The organism is Streptomyces sp. NPDC088766 (assembly GCF_044750845.1).
In the GTDB taxonomy this organism is placed as follows: domain Bacteria; phylum Actinomycetota; class Actinomycetes; order Streptomycetales; family Streptomycetaceae; genus Streptomyces.
The window spans coordinates 159,362-176,115 of sequence record NZ_JBIVKQ010000005.1; the positions used below are offsets into that span (position 1 = coordinate 159,362).

13 protein-coding genes and 1 pseudogene are annotated in these 16,754 nt (G+C 73.2%); 8 read left to right on the top strand and 6 right to left on the bottom strand.

The window, feature by feature from the left end:
* Positions 1 to 8: 8 nt before the first annotated feature.
* Positions 9 to 1,265 (bottom strand): hypothetical protein, encoded by a 1,257-nt coding sequence (locus tag ACIP5W_RS09785; RefSeq protein ID WP_401469391.1) that lies wholly within the window; start codon positions 1,263 to 1,265, stop codon positions 9 to 11.
* Positions 1,262 to 2,782: an amino acid adenylation domain-containing protein gene (locus ACIP5W_RS09790; RefSeq protein ID WP_401469394.1), complete on the bottom strand. Its 1,521-nt coding sequence runs from the start codon at positions 2,780 to 2,782 to the stop codon at positions 1,262 to 1,264. Before ACIP5W_RS09790 ends, ACIP5W_RS09785 begins: the two co-directional genes overlap by 4 nt.
* Positions 2,783 to 3,154: 372 nt before the next feature.
* Here ACIP5W_RS09790 and ACIP5W_RS09795 point away from each other — a divergent pair, with 372 nt between their 5' ends.
* Positions 3,155 to 5,386 (top strand): molybdopterin oxidoreductase family protein, encoded by a 2,232-nt coding sequence (locus ACIP5W_RS09795; protein ID WP_401469397.1) that lies wholly within the window; start codon positions 3,155 to 3,157, stop codon positions 5,384 to 5,386.
* 61 nt (positions 5,387 to 5,447) lie between these two features.
* On the opposite strand, the pseudogene ACIP5W_RS09800 reads toward ACIP5W_RS09795, so the two are convergent.
* A pseudogene (locus ACIP5W_RS09800) lies at positions 5,448 to 6,460 on the bottom strand (M4 family metallopeptidase); the annotation flags it as partial.
* A gap of 294 nt (positions 6,461 to 6,754) precedes the next feature.
* Between ACIP5W_RS09800 and ACIP5W_RS09805 the strand changes: the two are divergent.
* Positions 6,755 to 7,288 (top strand): hypothetical protein, encoded by a 534-nt coding sequence (locus tag ACIP5W_RS09805; protein ID WP_401469400.1) that lies wholly within the window; start codon positions 6,755 to 6,757, stop codon positions 7,286 to 7,288.
* Positions 7,289 to 7,404: 116 nt separating this feature from the next.
* Positions 7,405 to 8,022 carry a class F sortase gene (locus ACIP5W_RS09810; protein ID WP_401469403.1) on the top strand — a complete coding sequence of 206 codons (618 nt, stop codon included), beginning with the start codon at positions 7,405 to 7,407 and terminating at the stop codon, positions 8,020 to 8,022.
* A 62-nt stretch (positions 8,023 to 8,084) separates the two neighbouring features.
* Here ACIP5W_RS09810 and ACIP5W_RS09815 read toward each other — a convergent pair whose 3' ends face one another.
* Entirely contained in the window at positions 8,085 to 8,867 is a 783-nt protein-coding gene (locus ACIP5W_RS09815) for a sulfite exporter TauE/SafE family protein (RefSeq protein ID WP_398093856.1), read from the bottom strand.
* 227 nt (positions 8,868 to 9,094) lie between these two features.
* Here ACIP5W_RS09815 and ACIP5W_RS09820 point away from each other — a divergent pair, with 227 nt between their 5' ends.
* Genes ACIP5W_RS09820 through nirD form a run of 3 tightly spaced genes read left to right on the top strand, consistent with a single transcriptional unit; the run spans position 9,095 to position 13,307 of the window.
* Positions 9,095 to 10,354, top strand: a complete 1,260-nt coding sequence (locus ACIP5W_RS09820; protein WP_401469406.1) for an NAD(P)/FAD-dependent oxidoreductase — start codon at positions 9,095 to 9,097, stop codon at positions 10,352 to 10,354.
* Positions 10,351 to 12,957, top strand: a complete 2,607-nt coding sequence (gene nirB / locus ACIP5W_RS09825; RefSeq protein WP_401469409.1) for a nitrite reductase large subunit NirB — start codon at positions 10,351 to 10,353, stop codon at positions 12,955 to 12,957. The genes ACIP5W_RS09820 and nirB overlap by 4 nt, the downstream gene beginning before the upstream one ends.
* Positions 12,954 to 13,307: a nitrite reductase small subunit NirD gene (gene nirD / locus ACIP5W_RS09830; protein WP_401469412.1), complete on the top strand. Its 354-nt coding sequence runs from the start codon at positions 12,954 to 12,956 to the stop codon at positions 13,305 to 13,307. Before nirB ends, nirD begins: the two co-directional genes overlap by 4 nt.
* A 63-nt stretch (positions 13,308 to 13,370) precedes the next feature.
* Here nirD and ACIP5W_RS09835 read toward each other — a convergent pair whose 3' ends face one another.
* Positions 13,371 to 14,291, bottom strand: coding sequence for an oxidoreductase (locus tag ACIP5W_RS09835; protein ID WP_401469415.1), 921 nt, complete (start codon positions 14,289 to 14,291; stop codon positions 13,371 to 13,373).
* 151 nt (positions 14,292 to 14,442) lie between these two features.
* Between ACIP5W_RS09835 and ACIP5W_RS09840 the strand changes: the two genes are divergently transcribed.
* Positions 14,443 to 15,600, top strand: a complete 1,158-nt coding sequence (locus ACIP5W_RS09840; RefSeq protein WP_401469418.1) for an alkaline phosphatase PhoX — start codon at positions 14,443 to 14,445, stop codon at positions 15,598 to 15,600.
* A 174-nt stretch (positions 15,601 to 15,774) separates the two neighbouring features.
* Entirely contained in the window at positions 15,775 to 16,254 is a 480-nt protein-coding gene (locus ACIP5W_RS09845) for an excalibur calcium-binding domain-containing protein (protein WP_401469421.1), read from the top strand.
* 150 nt (positions 16,255 to 16,404) lie between these two features.
* Here the strand turns inward: ACIP5W_RS09845 and ACIP5W_RS09850 are convergent, their stop codons facing one another.
* Positions 16,405 to 16,743 carry an XRE family transcriptional regulator gene (locus tag ACIP5W_RS09850; RefSeq protein ID WP_401469424.1) on the bottom strand — a complete coding sequence of 113 codons (339 nt, stop codon included), beginning with the start codon at positions 16,741 to 16,743 and terminating at the stop codon, positions 16,405 to 16,407.
* Positions 16,744 to 16,754: the final 11 nt, after the last annotated feature.

The following is a 16,754-nucleotide window of genomic DNA, read 5'->3' on the forward strand; positions in this document are numbered from 1 at the left end:
CCGTCGGGTCACGAGTCCCAGATCGCGCCGTAGGCCGGGATGCCCCGCCGCTCCAGGCCGTGGACCACCTGCCAGGTCAGCTTCTTGTTGGAGATGCAGATGACCGCCTCGGCGCCGAAGTCCCGCCAGGCGTCGTGGGCGAGCCGGACCATGTCGGGCTTGCCGTGCCGGGCGGTGTCCCGGATCAGGGCGTGCGGCTGGACGGCGAGGATCGCGTCGACCAGGGCGTCGCCGTAGGTCGCGCGGGGGTCGCGGGTGGCCCAGACCAGGCGGGAGGGGACCTTCGCGGCGAGGAGGTGGGGCAGGCAGGGGCCGATGCCGCTGCCGGTCGCCACGTAGACGACCTTCTTGAACAGCACCTCGATGTTGGCGACCCCGGCGGTGGTGATGCCCTTGACCCACACCTGTTCGGGCAGGTCGTCGATGAAGGAGCCGGTCCAGTCGCCGGCCCGGGAGATGGTGAGCCGGAAGCCGGACTCGCCGGGGGCGGGGACGTTGGCGAAGGAGTGCCATTCCTTCAGCGGGCTGCGGCTGATCGCGGTGGAGGAGCCCGCGAAGGGGGTCTCGCCGTGGTCGAAGCGGGCCAGCACGACGTGGGAGGAGGGGCGTTCGAGACGGACGTCCACCTTGCGCAGCCGCAGCCAGGGCAGGGCGACGCTGAAGGTGACCAGCGCGAGCACCCCGACCTGCGCGGGGCCGGGCGACGACAGCAGCGTGTGCGTCCAGAACAGGGCCAGGGCCGTCCAGCCGCCGAAGCGGTGGATCTTCTCGAAGTGGTCGTGGTGCCGGGCGCGGAAGGCCGGCAGCGCGGTGGCGACGATCAGCACGAGGAGGGCTGTCAGGGTCCAGCCGACGGCCCTGAGCGCGCCGTTCGGCGTCGTGAGCGTCAGCGCCAGGAACCAGGCCGTTCCCGCCAGTGCTCCGCCGACGTGCAGCCCGCCGAAGTGGTAGACCTTGCCGAGCGTCCAGCGGGCCCGCAGCGGCCAACTGGTCGGGGCGGCGGTCGCCAGCCGGAAGAGGAGGTTGACGACGTACTGCTGGCGCACCAGGACGGCGAGCGCGAGGTTGGCCAGCGCCGCGTGCCCGAGGGTGGAGGTGGCGAGGGGCCGGGAGAGCACGGCCGGGGCCGCGTTGACCAGCAGGACCAGGGCCGCGAGGCGGTGGTGGTGCATCAGGCGGGGGTGCTTGAGCAGACGGCGGACGGGCGGCAGGAGCGGCGGGAGGTCGCCGGTGTCCCGGCGGGGCCGGGGCGGGGACGTGGTCATCGGGTCACCGCCACGCGCCGCTCGAGCAGGTCGAGGAGGGCCTGCTTGTCGACCTTGCCGCGGTCGGTCTCGGGGAGGCGGGCGAGCGGCAGGACCTGCTCGGGCACGCAGTAGTACGGCAGGGCGTCCGCGACCGCGCGGCGGGCCGCGTCCGGGTCGACGTCGGCCGGGCAGACGAAGGACACCAGGGTGCGGGCGTCGCGTCTGAGGGTGACGGCGCGGGTGCAGCCGGCGGCGGTCTCCAGGACGGCGGAGACGGAGTCCAGTTCGACGCGGAAGCCGCGCACCTTGACCTGGTCGTCGGTGCGGCCGAGGTGTTCGAGCTGTCCGTCGGGGGTCCAGCGGCCGAGGTCGCGGGTGCGGAACATGCGGCGGCCGCCGCCGAGGAAGGGGTCGGGGGCGTATCGCTCGGCGTTGAGGGCGTCGTCGCCGAGATAGCCCGCGGAGACGCAGTCGCCGCCCGCCCACATCTCGCCCGTCTCGCCGATGGGCAGGGGGCGGCGGTCGGCGTCGAGGACGTAGACGGTGTTGTTGGGGGTGGGGCGGCCGATGGTGAGCAGGGGGGCCGACGGGTCGTGCCGGCTCATCGTGTTGACGATGGTCGTCTCCGTCGGGCCGCAGCAGTTGTGGAAGGCGGCCCGCCGCGCCCAGCGGTCGGCCAGCGGTCGCGGGCAGGGCTCCCCCGCGACGGCGACGGTGCGCACCCGCGGGCAGTCGGCCGGGTCGAGGCCGGACAGCACGGTCGGGGTCGCGACGAGCACGTCCGCCGTACGGGCCGCCGCGGCGATGTCCTTGCCGCGGATGACGAGGGTGCCGCCGTGGACGAGGCAGCCGAGGATCTCCCAGGCGGCCATGTCGAAGGCGATGCTGAGGAGCTGGGCGACGCGGTCGCCGGGCCGGACGCCGAGGTCGCCCGGCCCGGTGAGCAGGAGGTTGGCGACGTTGCGGTGGGTGACCTTCACGCCGTTGGGGCGGCCGGTGGTGCCGGAGGTGAACAGGACGTAGCAGCCGTCGTCGCCGGTGACGCGGACACGCGGAGCCGGGGCGTACGGCAGCGGCTCGTCGAGCCGGAGCAGCCGGTGGCCGTCCGGAAGCGGCACGCGGTGGGCGTGCTCGGCGGCCGTGAGGACGATCCGGGTGCGGGCGGTGCGGACGACGTGGGTGAGCTGGGCCGGGGGCGCGAGGCCGATGTCCTGCGGGACGTAGGCGGCGCCCGCCTTCAGGATGCCGAGCAGGCCCACCAGCATCGGGATCGAGCGGCGGACGAACAGGCCGACGTGGTCGCCCGGGCGCACACCCTCGCGGACCAGGCGGGCGGCGAGGGCGTCGGCGTGGCGGTCGAGCTCGCCGTAGGTGATGCGGGCGCCCAGGTGCTCGGCGGCGACCAGGTGCGGTGCCGCCGACGCTTGCCGGGCGACGGCGTGGTGCAGGAGCGGGTCGGGGACGGGGACGGCGGGGCCTTGGCCGTACTGCCGGAAGAGACGCCGGTCGTGGGGGGTCAGATGGCGCAGAGGCATGATCGGGTGGCCTCCTGGCTGTTTCGGGGTCGGATTGCCACCGGCGGGGAATTCGCAGGTGGATGCTGCCGTCGTGAGCGGCGGGCGTACCCGGTGCAGAACGCCGTGCGGAGTCGTGCTGGCGCTGCGCGTAGCGAGAGCGTAGTGCGGCTGCTTCAACTCTCAACCAGGTCGGATCGGCCAAGAAAAGCGCGCAATGAGCCACATGTGGCATCTTCCGCCCCACCGGCAACGTGGGTGCCGGTCGGCGACGACCTGAAGGTGGCCAGGTCCGTGCCTCACGCCGCCGGGCCTGCGGCGGGGAGGTTGCCGTGCCGGTGGCGTAACAGGGAGCCGCGGCGCACGTAACAAGGCCGAAGCACGCTGAACCGCATGGAGACCACCTCGACGCCCACCCACTGCCCGTACTGCGCCCTGCAGTGCGGGATGAACCTGTCGCCCACGCCGGAGGGGGGCGTCGAGGTGACCGAGCGCGCGGACTTCCCGGTGAACCGGGGGGCGCTGTGCGGCAAGGGCCGCACGGCGCCGGCGGTGCTCTCGTCCCGGGTGCGGCTGACCTCGCCGCTGGTGCGTTCCGGCGGCACGCTCGTGCCCGCCGGCTGGGACGAGGCACTCGACCGGATCGCCGGTGAGCTGGGCAGGATCCGGGCGGAGCACGGGCCCGACGCGCTCGGGGTGTTCGGCGGGGGCGGGCTGACCAACGAGAAGGCGTACGCCCTCGGCAAGTTCGCGCGGGTGGTGCTCGGCACCTCGCAGATCGACTACAACGGCCGCTTCTGCATGTCGTCCGCCGCGGCCGGCGGCATCAAGGCCTTCGGCCTGGACCGGGGGCTGCCGTTCCCGCTGGAGGACATCCCGAGGACCGGCTGCGTGATCCTCGTCGGGTCAAACCTCGCGGAGACCATGCCACCGTCACTGCGCTTCTTCAGCGAACTGCGGGAGAACGGCGGCACGCTGATCGTCGTCGACCCGCGCCGCACGAAGACCGCCGAGCAGGCCGACCTGCATCTGACGCCCCGGCCCGGCACCGATCTCGCGCTGGCGCTCGGACTGCTGCACCTGATCGTCGCCGAGGGACGGGTCGACGAGGAGTACGTGCGGGAGCGGACGTCCGGCTGGGAGGAGGCCCGGGCGGCGGCGATGGCGCACTGGCCGGAGCACGTGGAGCGGATCACGGGGGTGTCCGTTCCGCAACTCCGGGAGGCCGTGCGGATGTTCTGCGAGCCGGAGGCCGCGATGGTGCTCACCGCACGCGGGCCCGAGCAGCAGTCCAAGGGCACCGACACGGTCGGCGCGTGGATCAACCTGTGCCTGGCGACCGGCCGGGCGGGGCGGCCGCTGTCCGGTTACGGCTGTCTCACCGGGCAGGGCAACGGGCAGGGCGGGCGTGAACACGGCCAGAAGGCCGACCAGTTGCCCGGCTACCGCAAGCTGGACGACCCGGCGGCCCGCCGGCACGTGGCCGGGGTGTGGGGGGTGGACCCCGACAGCCTGCCCGGTCCGGGGCGCAGCGCCTACGAGCTGCTGGACGCGATGGGCACCGACATCCGCTCGCTGCTGCTGATGGCGTCCAACCCGGTGGTGTCCGCGCCGCGTGCCGCGCACATCGAGGACCGCCTCGGGTCCCTGGACTTCCTGGCCGTCTGTGACGTGGTGCTGTCGGAGACGGCCGCGCTCGCGGACGTCGTGCTGCCCGTCACCCAGTGGGCCGAGGAGACCGGGACGACGACCAGCCTCGAGGGCAGGGTGCTGCTGCGGCGGCGGGCGGTCACTCCGCCCGAGGGGGTGCGCAGCGATCTGGAGGTGCTGCACGAACTGGCCGCGCGGCTCGGGGTGGAGAAGGGTTTCCCCACCGACCCCGAGGAGGTCTTCGACGAACTGCGCCGGGCCAGCGCGGGCGGGCCCGCGGACTACTCCGGGATCACCTACCGGCGCCTGGCGGAGGAGAACGGGGTCTTCTGGCCCTGCCCGGAGCAGGCGGAAGCGGCGGGGGCGGAAGCGGCTGCGGCTGGTGCGGCGGCGGTGATGGAGGGGACGCCGACGACGGCCGTGACCGACGACGGGGAGGACACCGGTTTCGACGTGCTCCCGGAGGACCCCGCGCACGACGACGCCGGCACCGTCCACCCCGGCACGCCCCGCCTCTTCCTCGACCGGTTCGCCACGGACGACGGCCGGGCCCGTTTCGTGCCGGTCTCGCACCGGCCCACCGCGGAGGAACCGGACGCGGAGTACCCGGTCCTGCTCACCACCGGGCGGGTGGTGGCCCAGTACCAGTCCGGCGCCCAGACCCGGCGCGTGGACGAGCTGAACGCCGCCGCGCCCGGCCCGTTCGTGGAACTGCACCCCCGCCTCGCGGCGCGGCTCGGCGCGGCCGAGGGCGATCCGCTGGCCGTCGTGTCGCGGCGGGGCCGGGCGGTGGCACCGGCCCGGATCACCAGCGGCATCCGCCCCGACACCGTCTTCATGCCCTTCCACTGGCCGGGCGAGGGCCGCGCCAACACGCTGACGAACCCGGCCCTGGACCCGACCTCGCGGATGCCCGAGTTCAAGGTGTGCGCGGTGCGGGTGGAGATCGCCGGGAGCCGGCCTTCGCAGGACTGACGGGCGGCACCCACCGCGAGGTGCCGCCCGTCGGTGTTCCCGGGAGCGGGAGCGGAAGCGGTCAGTTGACGTTGACCGCGCTCCAGGCCGCCGCCACCGCGTTCTGTTCCGTGCTGCCGACGCCGTAGAGGTCACGGGCCGCGTCGAGGGTGGTCGTGCGGGCACCGGCGTAGTTCGTGGAGGAGGTCATGTAGACGGTCAGCGCCCGGTACCAGATCTTGCCGAGCTTGTCCCGGCCGATGACCGTCAGCGTCGAGCCGTTGGACGTCGGGGAGTTTTAGGTGACGCCGTTGACGGTCCGGGTGCCGCTGCCCTCCGCGAGGAGGAAGGCGAAGTGGTCGGCGGAGTTGCCGTCCCTGGAGGGCTTGTCCATGTAGCGCAGGGCGTCCCGGCCGAAGCCCGGACGGACGATCTTCTCGCCGATGAGGTGGTCGCCGACGTCGGAGGTGTTGCCGGCGTGGAACTCCACGAGGGTGCCGAAGACGTCGGAGATCGCCTCGTTCAGGCCGCCGGACTCGCCCGAGTAGGTCGGCCTGGCGGTCTTCGAGGTCACGCCGTGGCTCATCTCGTGCCCGGCCACGTCCAGCGACACCAGCGGGCCGAGCTGGGTGCCGTCACCGTCGCCGTAGGTCATGCAGAAGCAACTGTCGTCCCAGAAGGCGTTGTTGTAGGCGTTGCCGTAGTGGACGCGGTTGCAGGAGCCCTTTCCGTCGTTGCCGATGCCGTTGCGGCCGTGGACGTTCTTGTAGTAGTCCCAGGTCACGTCCGTGCCGTACTGCGCGTCCGCCGCGACCGTGGCGCGGCCGGCGGTCGCGCCGGTCCCCAGTGGTTGTCGGCGTCCGTGAACACGGTCGAGGGGGGGGCGCGGCTGATGCAGATGCCGAAGATGCACAGGTCGGTCTTGTCGGCCGCGTCGCCGGTGTACGTGTTCCCGCGGGTGGGGTCCTTGAGCTGGTACGTCGCCCCGGAGAGGGTCGTCTCCAGCGGGACCGTGCCGCCGTACAGCGACGCACCGTCGCCGGTCGCGGTCTCCAGGGTGTCCCAGGCGTCGATCTGGGCACCGGTGCGGGCGTCACGCGGACCGGTGCCGGTGCCGGGCCCGTCCGGGGTCACCCGTTCACACCCCCTTCCCGCACCCTTCGGCCGCTTTTCCGCAACCCGCCCCGAACACCCCGGTGACCTGCGGGAACGACCGGGGATGCACCCTCGCGGCCGAGCCGTCCGACACCCGTTCACCACATTCCTGACGTTCTCTCGGGAAGCGGGCCCGCGTCGCTGCCACTTACCTCGGAGGAGCAGGGGCGCGACTGACGCAGCGGCACATGGGGATGTCGCGGGCCGCCCCCGCGAAAGCTCGGAGGAGCACCGATGCGACGTACCGCCGCCCGACTGCTGACCGGTGCCGCGTTCGCCGCGGCCACCGCGGCCGGGCTCGCCGCGCCCGTCCAGGCCGCCGCCGCCTCCAAAAGCGGCAGCCTGGAGGTGTACCCCTCCACCGCCGTACCGGGCGGCCAGGTCACCGTGAACACGGCCGCCTGCGGCGACCCCGGGGCGGCCGCGGGCGACGCCGGCGCGGTCGGCGCCGGCCCCTTCACGCTCGCGCCGAGCAGCCACGACGGCCAGGCGATCGGGCAGTTCCAGGTGCCGCCGAGCGCGCAGCCGGGGACGTACGAGATCGTCGCGCAGTGCGCCGCCGACGGGCGCAGGATCGCCGGGGACCTGGTGGTCGTCCTGAGTTCCGTGCGGGAGCAGGTGTATCCGCGCGGAAGTGTGAAGACGGGGGTCGGCGGCGCTCTGGGCCCCGATCCCGTGCAGACCGCGGCCGGTGTGACGGCTCTCGCCGTCGCCGCCGCGGGCGGTACCTGGCTCCTGCATCGCCGGGCGAGAGGCGACGGGATCTGACGGACACCCTCCGCTGTCCGTCCGCCGGTACCGCATGTCCCCTCCCCCTCCGGGTCCGACGCCCCTCGCGGCCCGGAGGGGGCACGGGGTTCCGTCAGGGAGAGGGGTGCTCACGCATGCGCAGAGTCGTCGGCGACACCGTCATAGCCGCCGTGACCGCGGTCGCCCTCTGCTCGGGTGTGTGGCTGCTGCACGGCGCCGGGACGCACGCCCCGCCGCAGCCGTCGGCCGCCGAGGCCCGTCCGGGCGGCGTCGACCCGCGGTCCGCACCCGCGCTGCCGCCGTCCCCGCCCGACCGCGTCCGCATCCCGTCGATCCGGGTCGACGCCCCTCTCACGGGCCTCGGCCTGACGAAGTCCGGCAGCCTCGACGTGCCGCCGGCCGCGCGGAAGAACCTCGCCGGCTGGTACGAGTCCGGCACCACCCCCGGTGAGACCGGCACCGCGATCGTCGCCGGGCACGTCGACAACGCGGACGGCCCGGCCGTCTTCTACGACCTCGGCGCCCTGCGCAGGGGCGCCACGATCGAGGTGGACCGGCGCGACGGCGGGGTCGCGGTGTTCACCGTCGACGCGGTCGAGGTGTACGACGCCCACGGCTTCCCCGACGAGAAGGTCTACGGGGCGGCGGCCCGGCCCGAGTTGCGGGTGATCACCTGCGGGGGCGGGTACTCGCGGGCGACCGGCTACCGGGGGAACGTGGTGGTGTTCGCGCACCTGACGGGGAGCCGGTGAAAGGCCACGACGTCACAGGGATCGTCTGGGTGTTCTGTCCACGGAGGCTGGTGACAGAACACCTAGGCCACCCACTGCTCGTACGCGAGGTTCGCCACCAGCGCGAAGACCACCGTCAGCAGCACGATCCGGACGAAGCCGCTGCCCTTCTTCAGGGCGGTGCGGGCGCCGAGCATGCCGCCCACGAGGTTGAAGGCGGCCATGGGGAGCGCCAGTTGCCACAGGACCGCGCCCTGCCAGGCGAACGTGGCCAGGGCGCCCGCGTTGGTGCAGCAGTTGACGATCTTGGCGGTGGCGGAGGCGGTGACCAGGTCGAGGTGGAGGACGGCGGTCAGGGCGAGGACGAGGAAGGTGCCCGTGCCGGGGCCGACGAGTCCGTCGTAGAAACCGATGCCGAGACCCGCGAGGCCGATCGCGGCGAGGACGCGGCGCGGGCCGGCCGGGCCGGTGGCGGGGGCGGTGCCGAAGGCCGGGCGCAGGATCACGAAGGCGGCGACGCCGAGCAGCACCACCATGATCACCGGCTTGAGGACCTCCGTGCTCATCCCGGCCGCGAGGAAGGCGCCCGCGGAGGACCCGGCGAGCGCGGCGAGCCCGATCCGTACGGCCACCCCCACGTCGACCGGCGCCTTGCGGGCGTACGTCACCGCCGCGCCGGAGGTGCCGACGATCGCGACCGCCTTGTTGGTGCCGAGCGCGTGCGCGGCCGGCGTGCCGGCCGGCAGACCCAGCAGCAGGACCGGCAGCAGCAGGAGCCCGCCCCCGCCGACCACGGCGTCGATCCAGCCGGCCGCGAGCGCGGCGAGACAGAGGACGGCGACCATGGTCAGTGATATGTCGGGCATGATCGCGACCCTAGGGACCGGATGCATGGCACGTCCATCGAACTGAGGCACTTCTGAGGACGGGGCCGGTCACACGCACCCGCGCCGGGCGGCGGGAAGCTCGCACAGGCCCCCTCGTGACCCCCGGGAACCCTCACATCCGGGCCCCGCCCCCGCTGAGGGCAGTGTTCCTCTCGGGAAACAACGGTGATGCGGCCGGGTAACCTCCGCACCGCACGCTCGGTGTCATGACCTCGAACGAGCGTGTGGTGGTGATCGGAGCCGGCCTGGCGGGCGTACGCCTGGCCCGCCGGCTCGGTGAGCTGGGCACGCCCGCCCTGCTGATCGGCGAGGAGGAGCACCGGCCCTACAACCGGGTCCTGCTCGCCGAGGTGCTGGCCGGCCGGTACGCCCCCGAGGTGATCGCGCTGCCCGCGCCCGCCGAACTGGTCCGGACCCGGGTGACCGGCATCGACCGCAAGCGGCGCAGCCTGGCCTGCGCGGACGGCCCGGAGATCGCATACGACACGCTGGTGCTGGCCACCGGCTCCAACCCGGTGCTGCCGCCGCTGCGCGGACTGTTCACACCGGACCGCGAACTGCCCGAGGGCGTCCACGCCTTCCGCACCATGGACGACTGCCTGGGGCTGTCGAAGGCGGTCCGGCCGGGCGTGCGGGCCGTCGTCATCGGCGGCGGCCTCCTCGGGGTCTCCGCCGCCCGCGCGCTCGCCGTCCGCGGCGCGCAGGTGGTCCTCGCCCAGCAGTCCGAGCGGCTCATGGAACGCCAGCTCGACCCCGACGCCTCGGCTCTGGTGCTGCGGCACCTGCGGGACCTCGGCGTCGAGGTGCACACCGAGTGCCGGGTCCGTGACGTGGCTTGCGCCGGGGGCGCCGTCCGCTCGGTGGAGATGGCCGACGGATACGCCCTCGACGCCGACCTGGTGGTCCTGGCCTGCGGTGTCCACCCGCGCACCGGCCTCGCGAAGGAGGCCGGACTCGCCGTCCACAGGGGCGTCCTCGTCGACGACGAACTGCGCACCTCCGACCCGCACATCCGTGCGATCGGGGACTGCGTCGAGCACGGGGGCGAGGTCTACGGGCTCGCCGCGCCCGCGCTGGAACAGGCCGACGTCCTGGCCGAGTTGCTTGCCGGTGACGCCGGCGTCCGCTACTCGGGGACGCGTTCCCTCACCCGCCTCACGCTCCACGGGCACCCCGGCCCCGGCCGCACCACCCCCGGCCGCACCGCACCCGCCCTCACCGCCTTCGACCTCGCCGCGTTCGGCGAGACCGAGGCGCGCCCCGGCGACGACGTCGTCCGGCTCACCGACGCCACCCGCGGCACCTACCGCAAGGTCGTCGTCCGCGACGACCGCCTGGTCGGCGGCGTGCTGGTCGGCGAACTCGGCACCGTCGGCGCGCTCGCCCGCGCCTGGGAGGGAGCAGAGCCGCTCCCCGACGACGGCCCCCTGCTCCACCTGCTCACCAACGATGGAGGCCCTGAATGACCGCCGCCCCGGGGGCCACCCCCACGATCGTCCTCGTCGGCCACGGCATGGTCGGCCAGCGCTTCCTCGAGGCACTCGCCGACCGCGGCCTGACCGCCACGCACCGCGTGGTCGTGCTGTGCGAGGAGCCCCGCCCCGCGTACGACCGCGTCCAGCTCACCTCGTACTTCTCGGGAAGGACGCCCGAGGAACTCTCCCTGACCGACATGGGGTTCATCAAGGACCACGGCATCGAACTGCACGTCGGCGACCCGGCGGAGACCGTCGACCGTGACGCCCGCAGGGTGACCGCCCGTTCGGGCCTGGTCGTCGACTACGACGTGCTGGTGCTGGCCACCGGCTCCTACCCGTTCGTGCCGCCGGTCCCGAACAAGGACGCCGAGGGCTGCTTCGTCTACCGCACGATCGAGGACCTCCTCGCCATCGAGGAGTACGCGAAGTCGCGGGCCACGACGGGCGCGGTGGTCGGCGGCGGCCTGCTCGGCCTGGAGGCCGCGGGCGCGCTGAAGGGCCTCGGGCTCACCTCCCACATCGTGGAGTTCGCGCCGCGCCTGATGCCGGTGCAGGTCGACGAGGGCGGTGGCGCGGCCCTGCTGCGCACCATCGAGGAGATGGGTCTGAGCGTCCACACGGGCGTCGGCACCCAGGAGATCGTGACGGACGCCTCCGGTGCCGTCACCGGCATGAAGCTGTCCGACGGCTCCGAACTGGCCACCGACCTGGTGGTGTTCAGCGCCGGTGTCCGCCCCCGCGACCAGCTGGCCCGCGCCTCGGGACTGACGGTCGGCGAGCGCGGCGGCATCGCCGTCGACGAACAGTGCCGCACGGTCTGCGACCCGCACGTCTTCGCGATCGGCGAGTGCGCGCTGGCCGCCGACGGCCGGGTGTACGGCCTGGTCGCCCCCGGTTACGAACAGGCCGAGACGGCGGCCGCGGCCATCGCCGCCGACGAGGACGAGCAGAAGTCGTTCACCGGCGCCGACCTCTCCACCAAGCTGAAGCTGCTCGGCGTCGACGTGGCCTCCTTCGGCGACGCGCACGGCACCGCCGAGGACTGCCTGGACGTCGTGTACTCCGACTCCCGCTCGGGCCTGTACAAGAAGCTGGTCATCGGCCGCGACGGCACCCTGCTGGGCGGCATCCTGATCGGCGACGCCGACGCCTACGGCACCCTGCGCGCCCTCACCGGCTCCGTCCCGCCGATCTCCCCCGAGTCGCTGGTCCTGCCCGCCGGGGCCGGCGGCGGCGACCGGCTCGGCCCGTCCGCGCTCCCCGACGACGCGGTGATCTGCTCCTGCCACAACGTCACCAAGGGCACCATCCGCGGCGCGGTCACCGAGCACTCCTGCACCACCGTGCCCGAGGTGAAGAAGTGCACCAAGGCCGGTACCGGCTGCGGCAGTTGCGTCAAGGTCCTCGGCCAGCTCGTCACCGCCGAGCTGGAGGCGAGCGGCGTCGAGGTCGACAAGGGCCTGTGCGGCTGCTTCACGCAGACCCGCGAGGAGCTCTACGAGATCGTCCTCGCCCTGCGCGTCAACACCTACCAGGACCTGCTCGACCGCTACGGCCGCGACGGCGCGCGGGGCGGCGACGGCTGCGACGTCTGCAAGCCCGCGATCGGCTCGATCATCGCCTCCCTCGCCCCCGTGATCGGCGCGAGCGGCTACGTCCTGGACGGCGAGCAGGCCGCGCTGCAGGAGACCAACGACCACTTCCTCGCCAACCTCCAGAAGAACGGCTCCTACTCGGTGGTGCCGCGCATCCCCGGCGGCGAGGTCACCCCCGAGGGCCTGATCGTCATCGGCGAGATCGCCCGCGACTTCGGCCTCTACACGAAGATCACCGGCGGCCAGCGGATCGACATGTTCGGCGCCCGCGTGGAACAGCTCCCCCTGATCTGGGCCCGCCTGGTCGACGCCGGCTTCGAGTCGGGCCACGCCTACGGCAAGTCCCTGCGCACCGTGAAGTCCTGCGTCGGCCAGACCTGGTGCCGCTACGGCGTGCAGGACTCCGTCCGCATGGCGATCGACCTGGAGCTGCGCTACCGGGGCCTGCGCTCCCCGCACAAACTGAAGTCCGCCGTCTCCGGCTGCGCCCGCGAGTGCGCCGAGGCCCAGTCCAAGGACTTCGGCATCATCGCCACCTCCAACGGCTGGAACCTGTACGTCGGCGGCAACGGCGGCGCCACCCCGCGCCACGCCGACCTCCTCGCCCAGGACCTCACCGACGCGGAACTGATCCGTCTGATCGACCGGTTCCTGATGTTCTACATCCGCACCGCCGACCGGCTGGAGCGCACCTCGACCTGGCTGGAGCGCATCCCCGGTGGCCTGGACCACGTGCGGGACGTGGTCGTGGAGGACTCCCTCGGCATCTGCGAGGAGCTGGAGTCCCTGATGGCCGCGCACGTGGCCAACTACGCCGACGAGTGGGCGACCACCATCAACGACCCCGAGAAGCTGGCCCGGTTCGTGTCCTTCGTCAACGCGCCGGACACCCCCGACCCGGTCGTCGGCTTCGTCCCCGAGCGCGACCAGATCAAGCCCGATCTGCCGCTGCTCTCCATCGGCCACCGTCCCCTGGAAGGGAGCGCCCAGCGATGACCCTGGCACTCGAGACGACCGACCTGAAGGTGCAGCTCCAGCTCGGCGAGGACTGGTTCACGGTCTGCGACCTGAGCCTGCTGGTCCCCGGCCGCGGCGTGGCGGCACTCCTGCCGGACGGCCGCCAGGCGGCCCTGTTCAGGGACCGGGCGGGGGAGCTGTACGCGGTGGACAACCGCGACCCGTTCAGCGGCGCGGCGGTCCTCTCCCGTGGCCTGACCGGCTCGGTGCAGGGGCGGCCGTTCGTCGCCTCGCCCCTGCTCAAGCAGCGCTTCGACCTGCGCAGCGGGCAGTGCCTGGACGACGACGCGGTCCGCATCACGACGTACGAGGTGCGGGCGGCGGGCTGAGGTCCGGCCGACCGGCTGACCGGCCGACCGGGTGCCTGCGCGGAGGTCGGCGCGGGCGCCCGGTCAGCCGTCGAGGCTGTCGTACGACACCCCGGTCAGCCGTTCCGACTCCGTCCACAGGCGGCGGCCCGCCCGGTCGTCGAGGGTCCAGGGCGCCCGCCACGAGGGCGCGGGCGCCCCTCGCCACATCGCGAGGGCCGGGCCGGTGAAGGAGTCGGGGAGTACGTCCGGCGCGGTCGCGGCGTACAGGACGGGCAGGGCGCCGGCCTCGGCGGACTGGGCGAGGACGCGGTTGCCGGCGGACATGAGCCGCTCGGCGGTCCGGCGGCCCTGCGCACGCGGTCCGGCCGTCTGGAGGCCGGTCGCCGCGTATCCGGGATGCGCGGCCGCCGCGACCACCTCCGCGCCAAACGCCTCCAGCCGGCGTGCCAGCTCGTGCGTGAACAGCAGGTTGGCGGTCTTGGAACGGCCGTAGGCGATCCAACGCCGGTATTTCCGTTCGCTGTTGAGGTCAGCGGGATCGATGGTGCCGAGCAGGTGGAGCATGCTGGAGACGGTCACCACGCGGGCCCGGGGTGCGGCGAGCAGCGCGGGCATGAGCAGTCCGGTGAGGGCGAAGTGGCCGAGGTGGTTCACGCCGAACTGCGTCTCGAACCCGTCGGCGGTCGTGCCGTACGGCATCGCCATCACGCCCGCGTTGTTGACCAGCAGGTCGAGCCGGGTGTACGGCCGGGCGAACTCCCGCACGGAGGCGAGGTCGCCGAGGTCCAGCCGCCTCAACTCCACTTCCGCTCGCGGCACTTCACCGATCAGCCGGGCCACGGCCTCCCGCCCCCGGGTCTCGCTGCGGCAGGCGAGGACGACCCGCGCCCCTCTCCGGGCCAGCTCCCGCGCGACGACGTGGCCGAGCCCGCCGTTGGCGCCGGTGACGACGGCGGTGCGGCCGCTCTGGTCGGGGATGTCGTGCGTGTTCCAGCCGGTCATGGCCGTGCTCCCTCCGTTGCTGTCCCAGCCTAGGCATTTCCCCGTCACGGCGTGTCCACGACACGGTCACCCTGCGCTCGTAGTCTCCCTGACCGCACGACCCCCGCGGCCGACCGGCCGCGGGGTGTCACGACACCCCTTGGGAGTGAGCGTGGAACGTCGTACTGTCCTGCGTGCGGCCGTCCTCGGCGGGTCCTCCGCCGTGCTCGGCGGAACCCTGTGGCGCGGGGCCGCGTACGCGGCGCCGGCCCAGCCCGGCACGAGCCCGTACGGGGCGCTCGGCTCGCCCGACGCCAACGGCATCAGGCTTCCGAGCGGCTTCACCAGCCGGGTGATCGCCCGCTCCGGGCAGACCGTGCCCGGCACGTCGTACACGTGGCACAACGCTCCTGACGGAGGCGCCTGTTACGCGGACGGCACGGGCTGGATCTACGTCTCCAACTCGGAGATCAACCCCTCCGGCGGGGCGAGCGCGGTGAGGTTCTCGTCGACGGGCACGGTGACCGGCGCGTACCGCATCCTGTCCGGCACGCGACAGAACTGCGCGGGCGGGAAGACCCCGTGGAACACCTGGCTGTCGTGCGAGGAGGTGTCGCTGGGCCACGTCTACGAGACGGACCCGTGGGGCGTGAACGCGGCCGTGCAGCGGCCGGCGATGGGCCGCTTCAAGCACGAGGCGGCCGCCGCCGACCCGGTGCGCAAGGTGGTGTACCTGACCGAGGACGAGACGGACGGCCGCTTCTACCGCTTCGTGCCGACGACCTGGGGCAGCCTGGCCTCCGGCACGCTCCAGGTGATGGTCGCCGGCAGCGCCACGTCCGGCTCCTTCACCTGGGCGAACGTCCCCGACCCGGACGGCTCCCCCACCACCACCCGCACCCAGGTGTCCGGCGCCAAGTCCTTCAACGGCGGCGAGGGCTGCCACTACGCGGACGACACCGTCTGGTTCACCACGAAGGGCGACAACCGGGTCTGGCAGCTGGACCTCACGAACAACACCTACCAGCTGGCCTACGACGACTCCCTGGTCTCCGGCACGGCCCCGCTCACCGGGGTCGACAACATCACCGGCTCCGCCTCCGGCGACCTGTTCGTCGCGGAGGACGGCGGCAACATGGAGATCTGCGTGATCACCCCGGCCGACGTGGTCGCCCCGTTCCTGCGCGTCGACGGCCAGTCGGGCTCGGAGATCACCGGCCCGGCCTTCTCCCCCGACGGCACCCGCCTGTACTTCTCCAGCCAGCGCGGCACCTCGGGCAGCTCCTCCGGCGGCATCACGTACGAGGTGAGGGGCCCGTTCCGGGCCTGACCCCGTCGGGGGTACGGTCTCCACCGGCAGGACGCCCGCTCGGCGAGCCGGCGGACCCCGCCCGTCCGGACGGATGCCCCGCACATCTTCGTCACGGATCAGTCACGGAGCCTTCACGCTGCGTCCCGGCGCCCTACGGTCGTCCCTCTGACACCAGCGTCTCAGGGGGACGACATGAGCAACCCGTACACCACCACCCGCCCGGCGCCGAGATGGGCCCGCAAGCGCTATGTCCTGCCCGCGCTCGCCCTCGCCCTGTTCGTCGGGGTGGGCATGGGCGGCAGCGCCGAAGACCCCGCGACGGACGCCGAGCCGCTGGCCGCCAAGCCCCGGCCGACGGTCACGGTGACGACGACGGCGACCGTCACCGCCACCGCGACGGCCGCCCCGGAGCCGGCGCAGACGGTGACCGCGACGGAGACGGTGAGAGTGACGAAGACGGTCACGGCCGAGGCGGCGGCGGGCGACGACAGCGGCTCGTACGGCAGCGGTTCGGGGGGCTCCGGCGATTCGGGGAGCTCGGGGGGTTCCGACAGCGCCTACTACGCCAACTGCACCGAGGCCCGGGCCGCGGGCGCGGCCCCCGTCCACGCGGGCGACCCGGGCTACGGCCGGCACCTGGACCGGGACGGCGACGGGACGGGCTGCGAGTAGGCACGAGAGGAACGTGATCGACGGCTCGGCGCGACCGAGGCGCATCCGAACCTGTTTCGGCGTCGCCCCGTTTCCCGTCACCCGCTCCATGGCCAAGGCCCAGGTCGGAAACCTGGGCCTTGTTGGTTGATGAGAGCTTTGGCCCGCGCCTCAGGCGACGGTGTACTCCGCGTCCCCGAAGTCTGCGACCACGCGCAGCCGACCGCCGAGCGCTTCCACGTAGGCCCGGAGGGTGGCGACCTCCGCGCGATCCAGCTCACCGTGCTCGATCGCGGAGACCCGAGGTGCTGAGACCCCCATCGACGCGGCCACCTGGCGCTGAGTCAGCGCCTGTTCACGCCTGACCTCCGCGAGCTTGTGAGCGCGCACTTCGGCGGTCAGCCGGTCCATCGGCGCTTGCTTCTCCTCAGCTGACCGCACCGGCAACCCGGCGGCCGCACGCCGCTCGCGTGCCTTGCGCTTGGTTTCCTCCCAGCTCACGGTATTCATCCGCCCGCCGT

Coding starts and splice junctions, on each gene's coding strand:
- ACIP5W_RS09785 (WP_401469391.1), bottom strand. CDS start 1,265: ATGACCACGTCCCCGCCCCGGCCCCGCCGGGACACCGGCGACCTCCCG.
- ACIP5W_RS09790 (WP_401469394.1), bottom strand. CDS start 2,782: ATGCCTCTGCGCCATCTGACCCCCCACGACCGGCGTCTCTTCCGGCAG.
- ACIP5W_RS09795 (WP_401469397.1), top strand. CDS start 3,155: ATGGAGACCACCTCGACGCCCACCCACTGCCCGTACTGCGCCCTGCAG.
- ACIP5W_RS09805 (WP_401469400.1), top strand. CDS start 6,755: ATGCGACGTACCGCCGCCCGACTGCTGACCGGTGCCGCGTTCGCCGCG.
- ACIP5W_RS09810 (WP_401469403.1), top strand. CDS start 7,405: ATGCGCAGAGTCGTCGGCGACACCGTCATAGCCGCCGTGACCGCGGTC.
- ACIP5W_RS09815 (WP_398093856.1), bottom strand. CDS start 8,867: ATGCCCGACATATCACTGACCATGGTCGCCGTCCTCTGTCTCGCCGCG.
- ACIP5W_RS09820 (WP_401469406.1), top strand. CDS start 9,095: ATGACCTCGAACGAGCGTGTGGTGGTGATCGGAGCCGGCCTGGCGGGC.
- nirB (WP_401469409.1), top strand. CDS start 10,351: ATGACCGCCGCCCCGGGGGCCACCCCCACGATCGTCCTCGTCGGCCAC.
- nirD (WP_401469412.1), top strand. CDS start 12,954: ATGACCCTGGCACTCGAGACGACCGACCTGAAGGTGCAGCTCCAGCTC.
- ACIP5W_RS09835 (WP_401469415.1), bottom strand. CDS start 14,291: ATGACCGGCTGGAACACGCACGACATCCCCGACCAGAGCGGCCGCACC.
- ACIP5W_RS09845 (WP_401469421.1), top strand. CDS start 15,775: ATGAGCAACCCGTACACCACCACCCGCCCGGCGCCGAGATGGGCCCGC.
- ACIP5W_RS09850 (WP_401469424.1), bottom strand. CDS start 16,743: ATGAATACCGTGAGCTGGGAGGAAACCAAGCGCAAGGCACGCGAGCGG.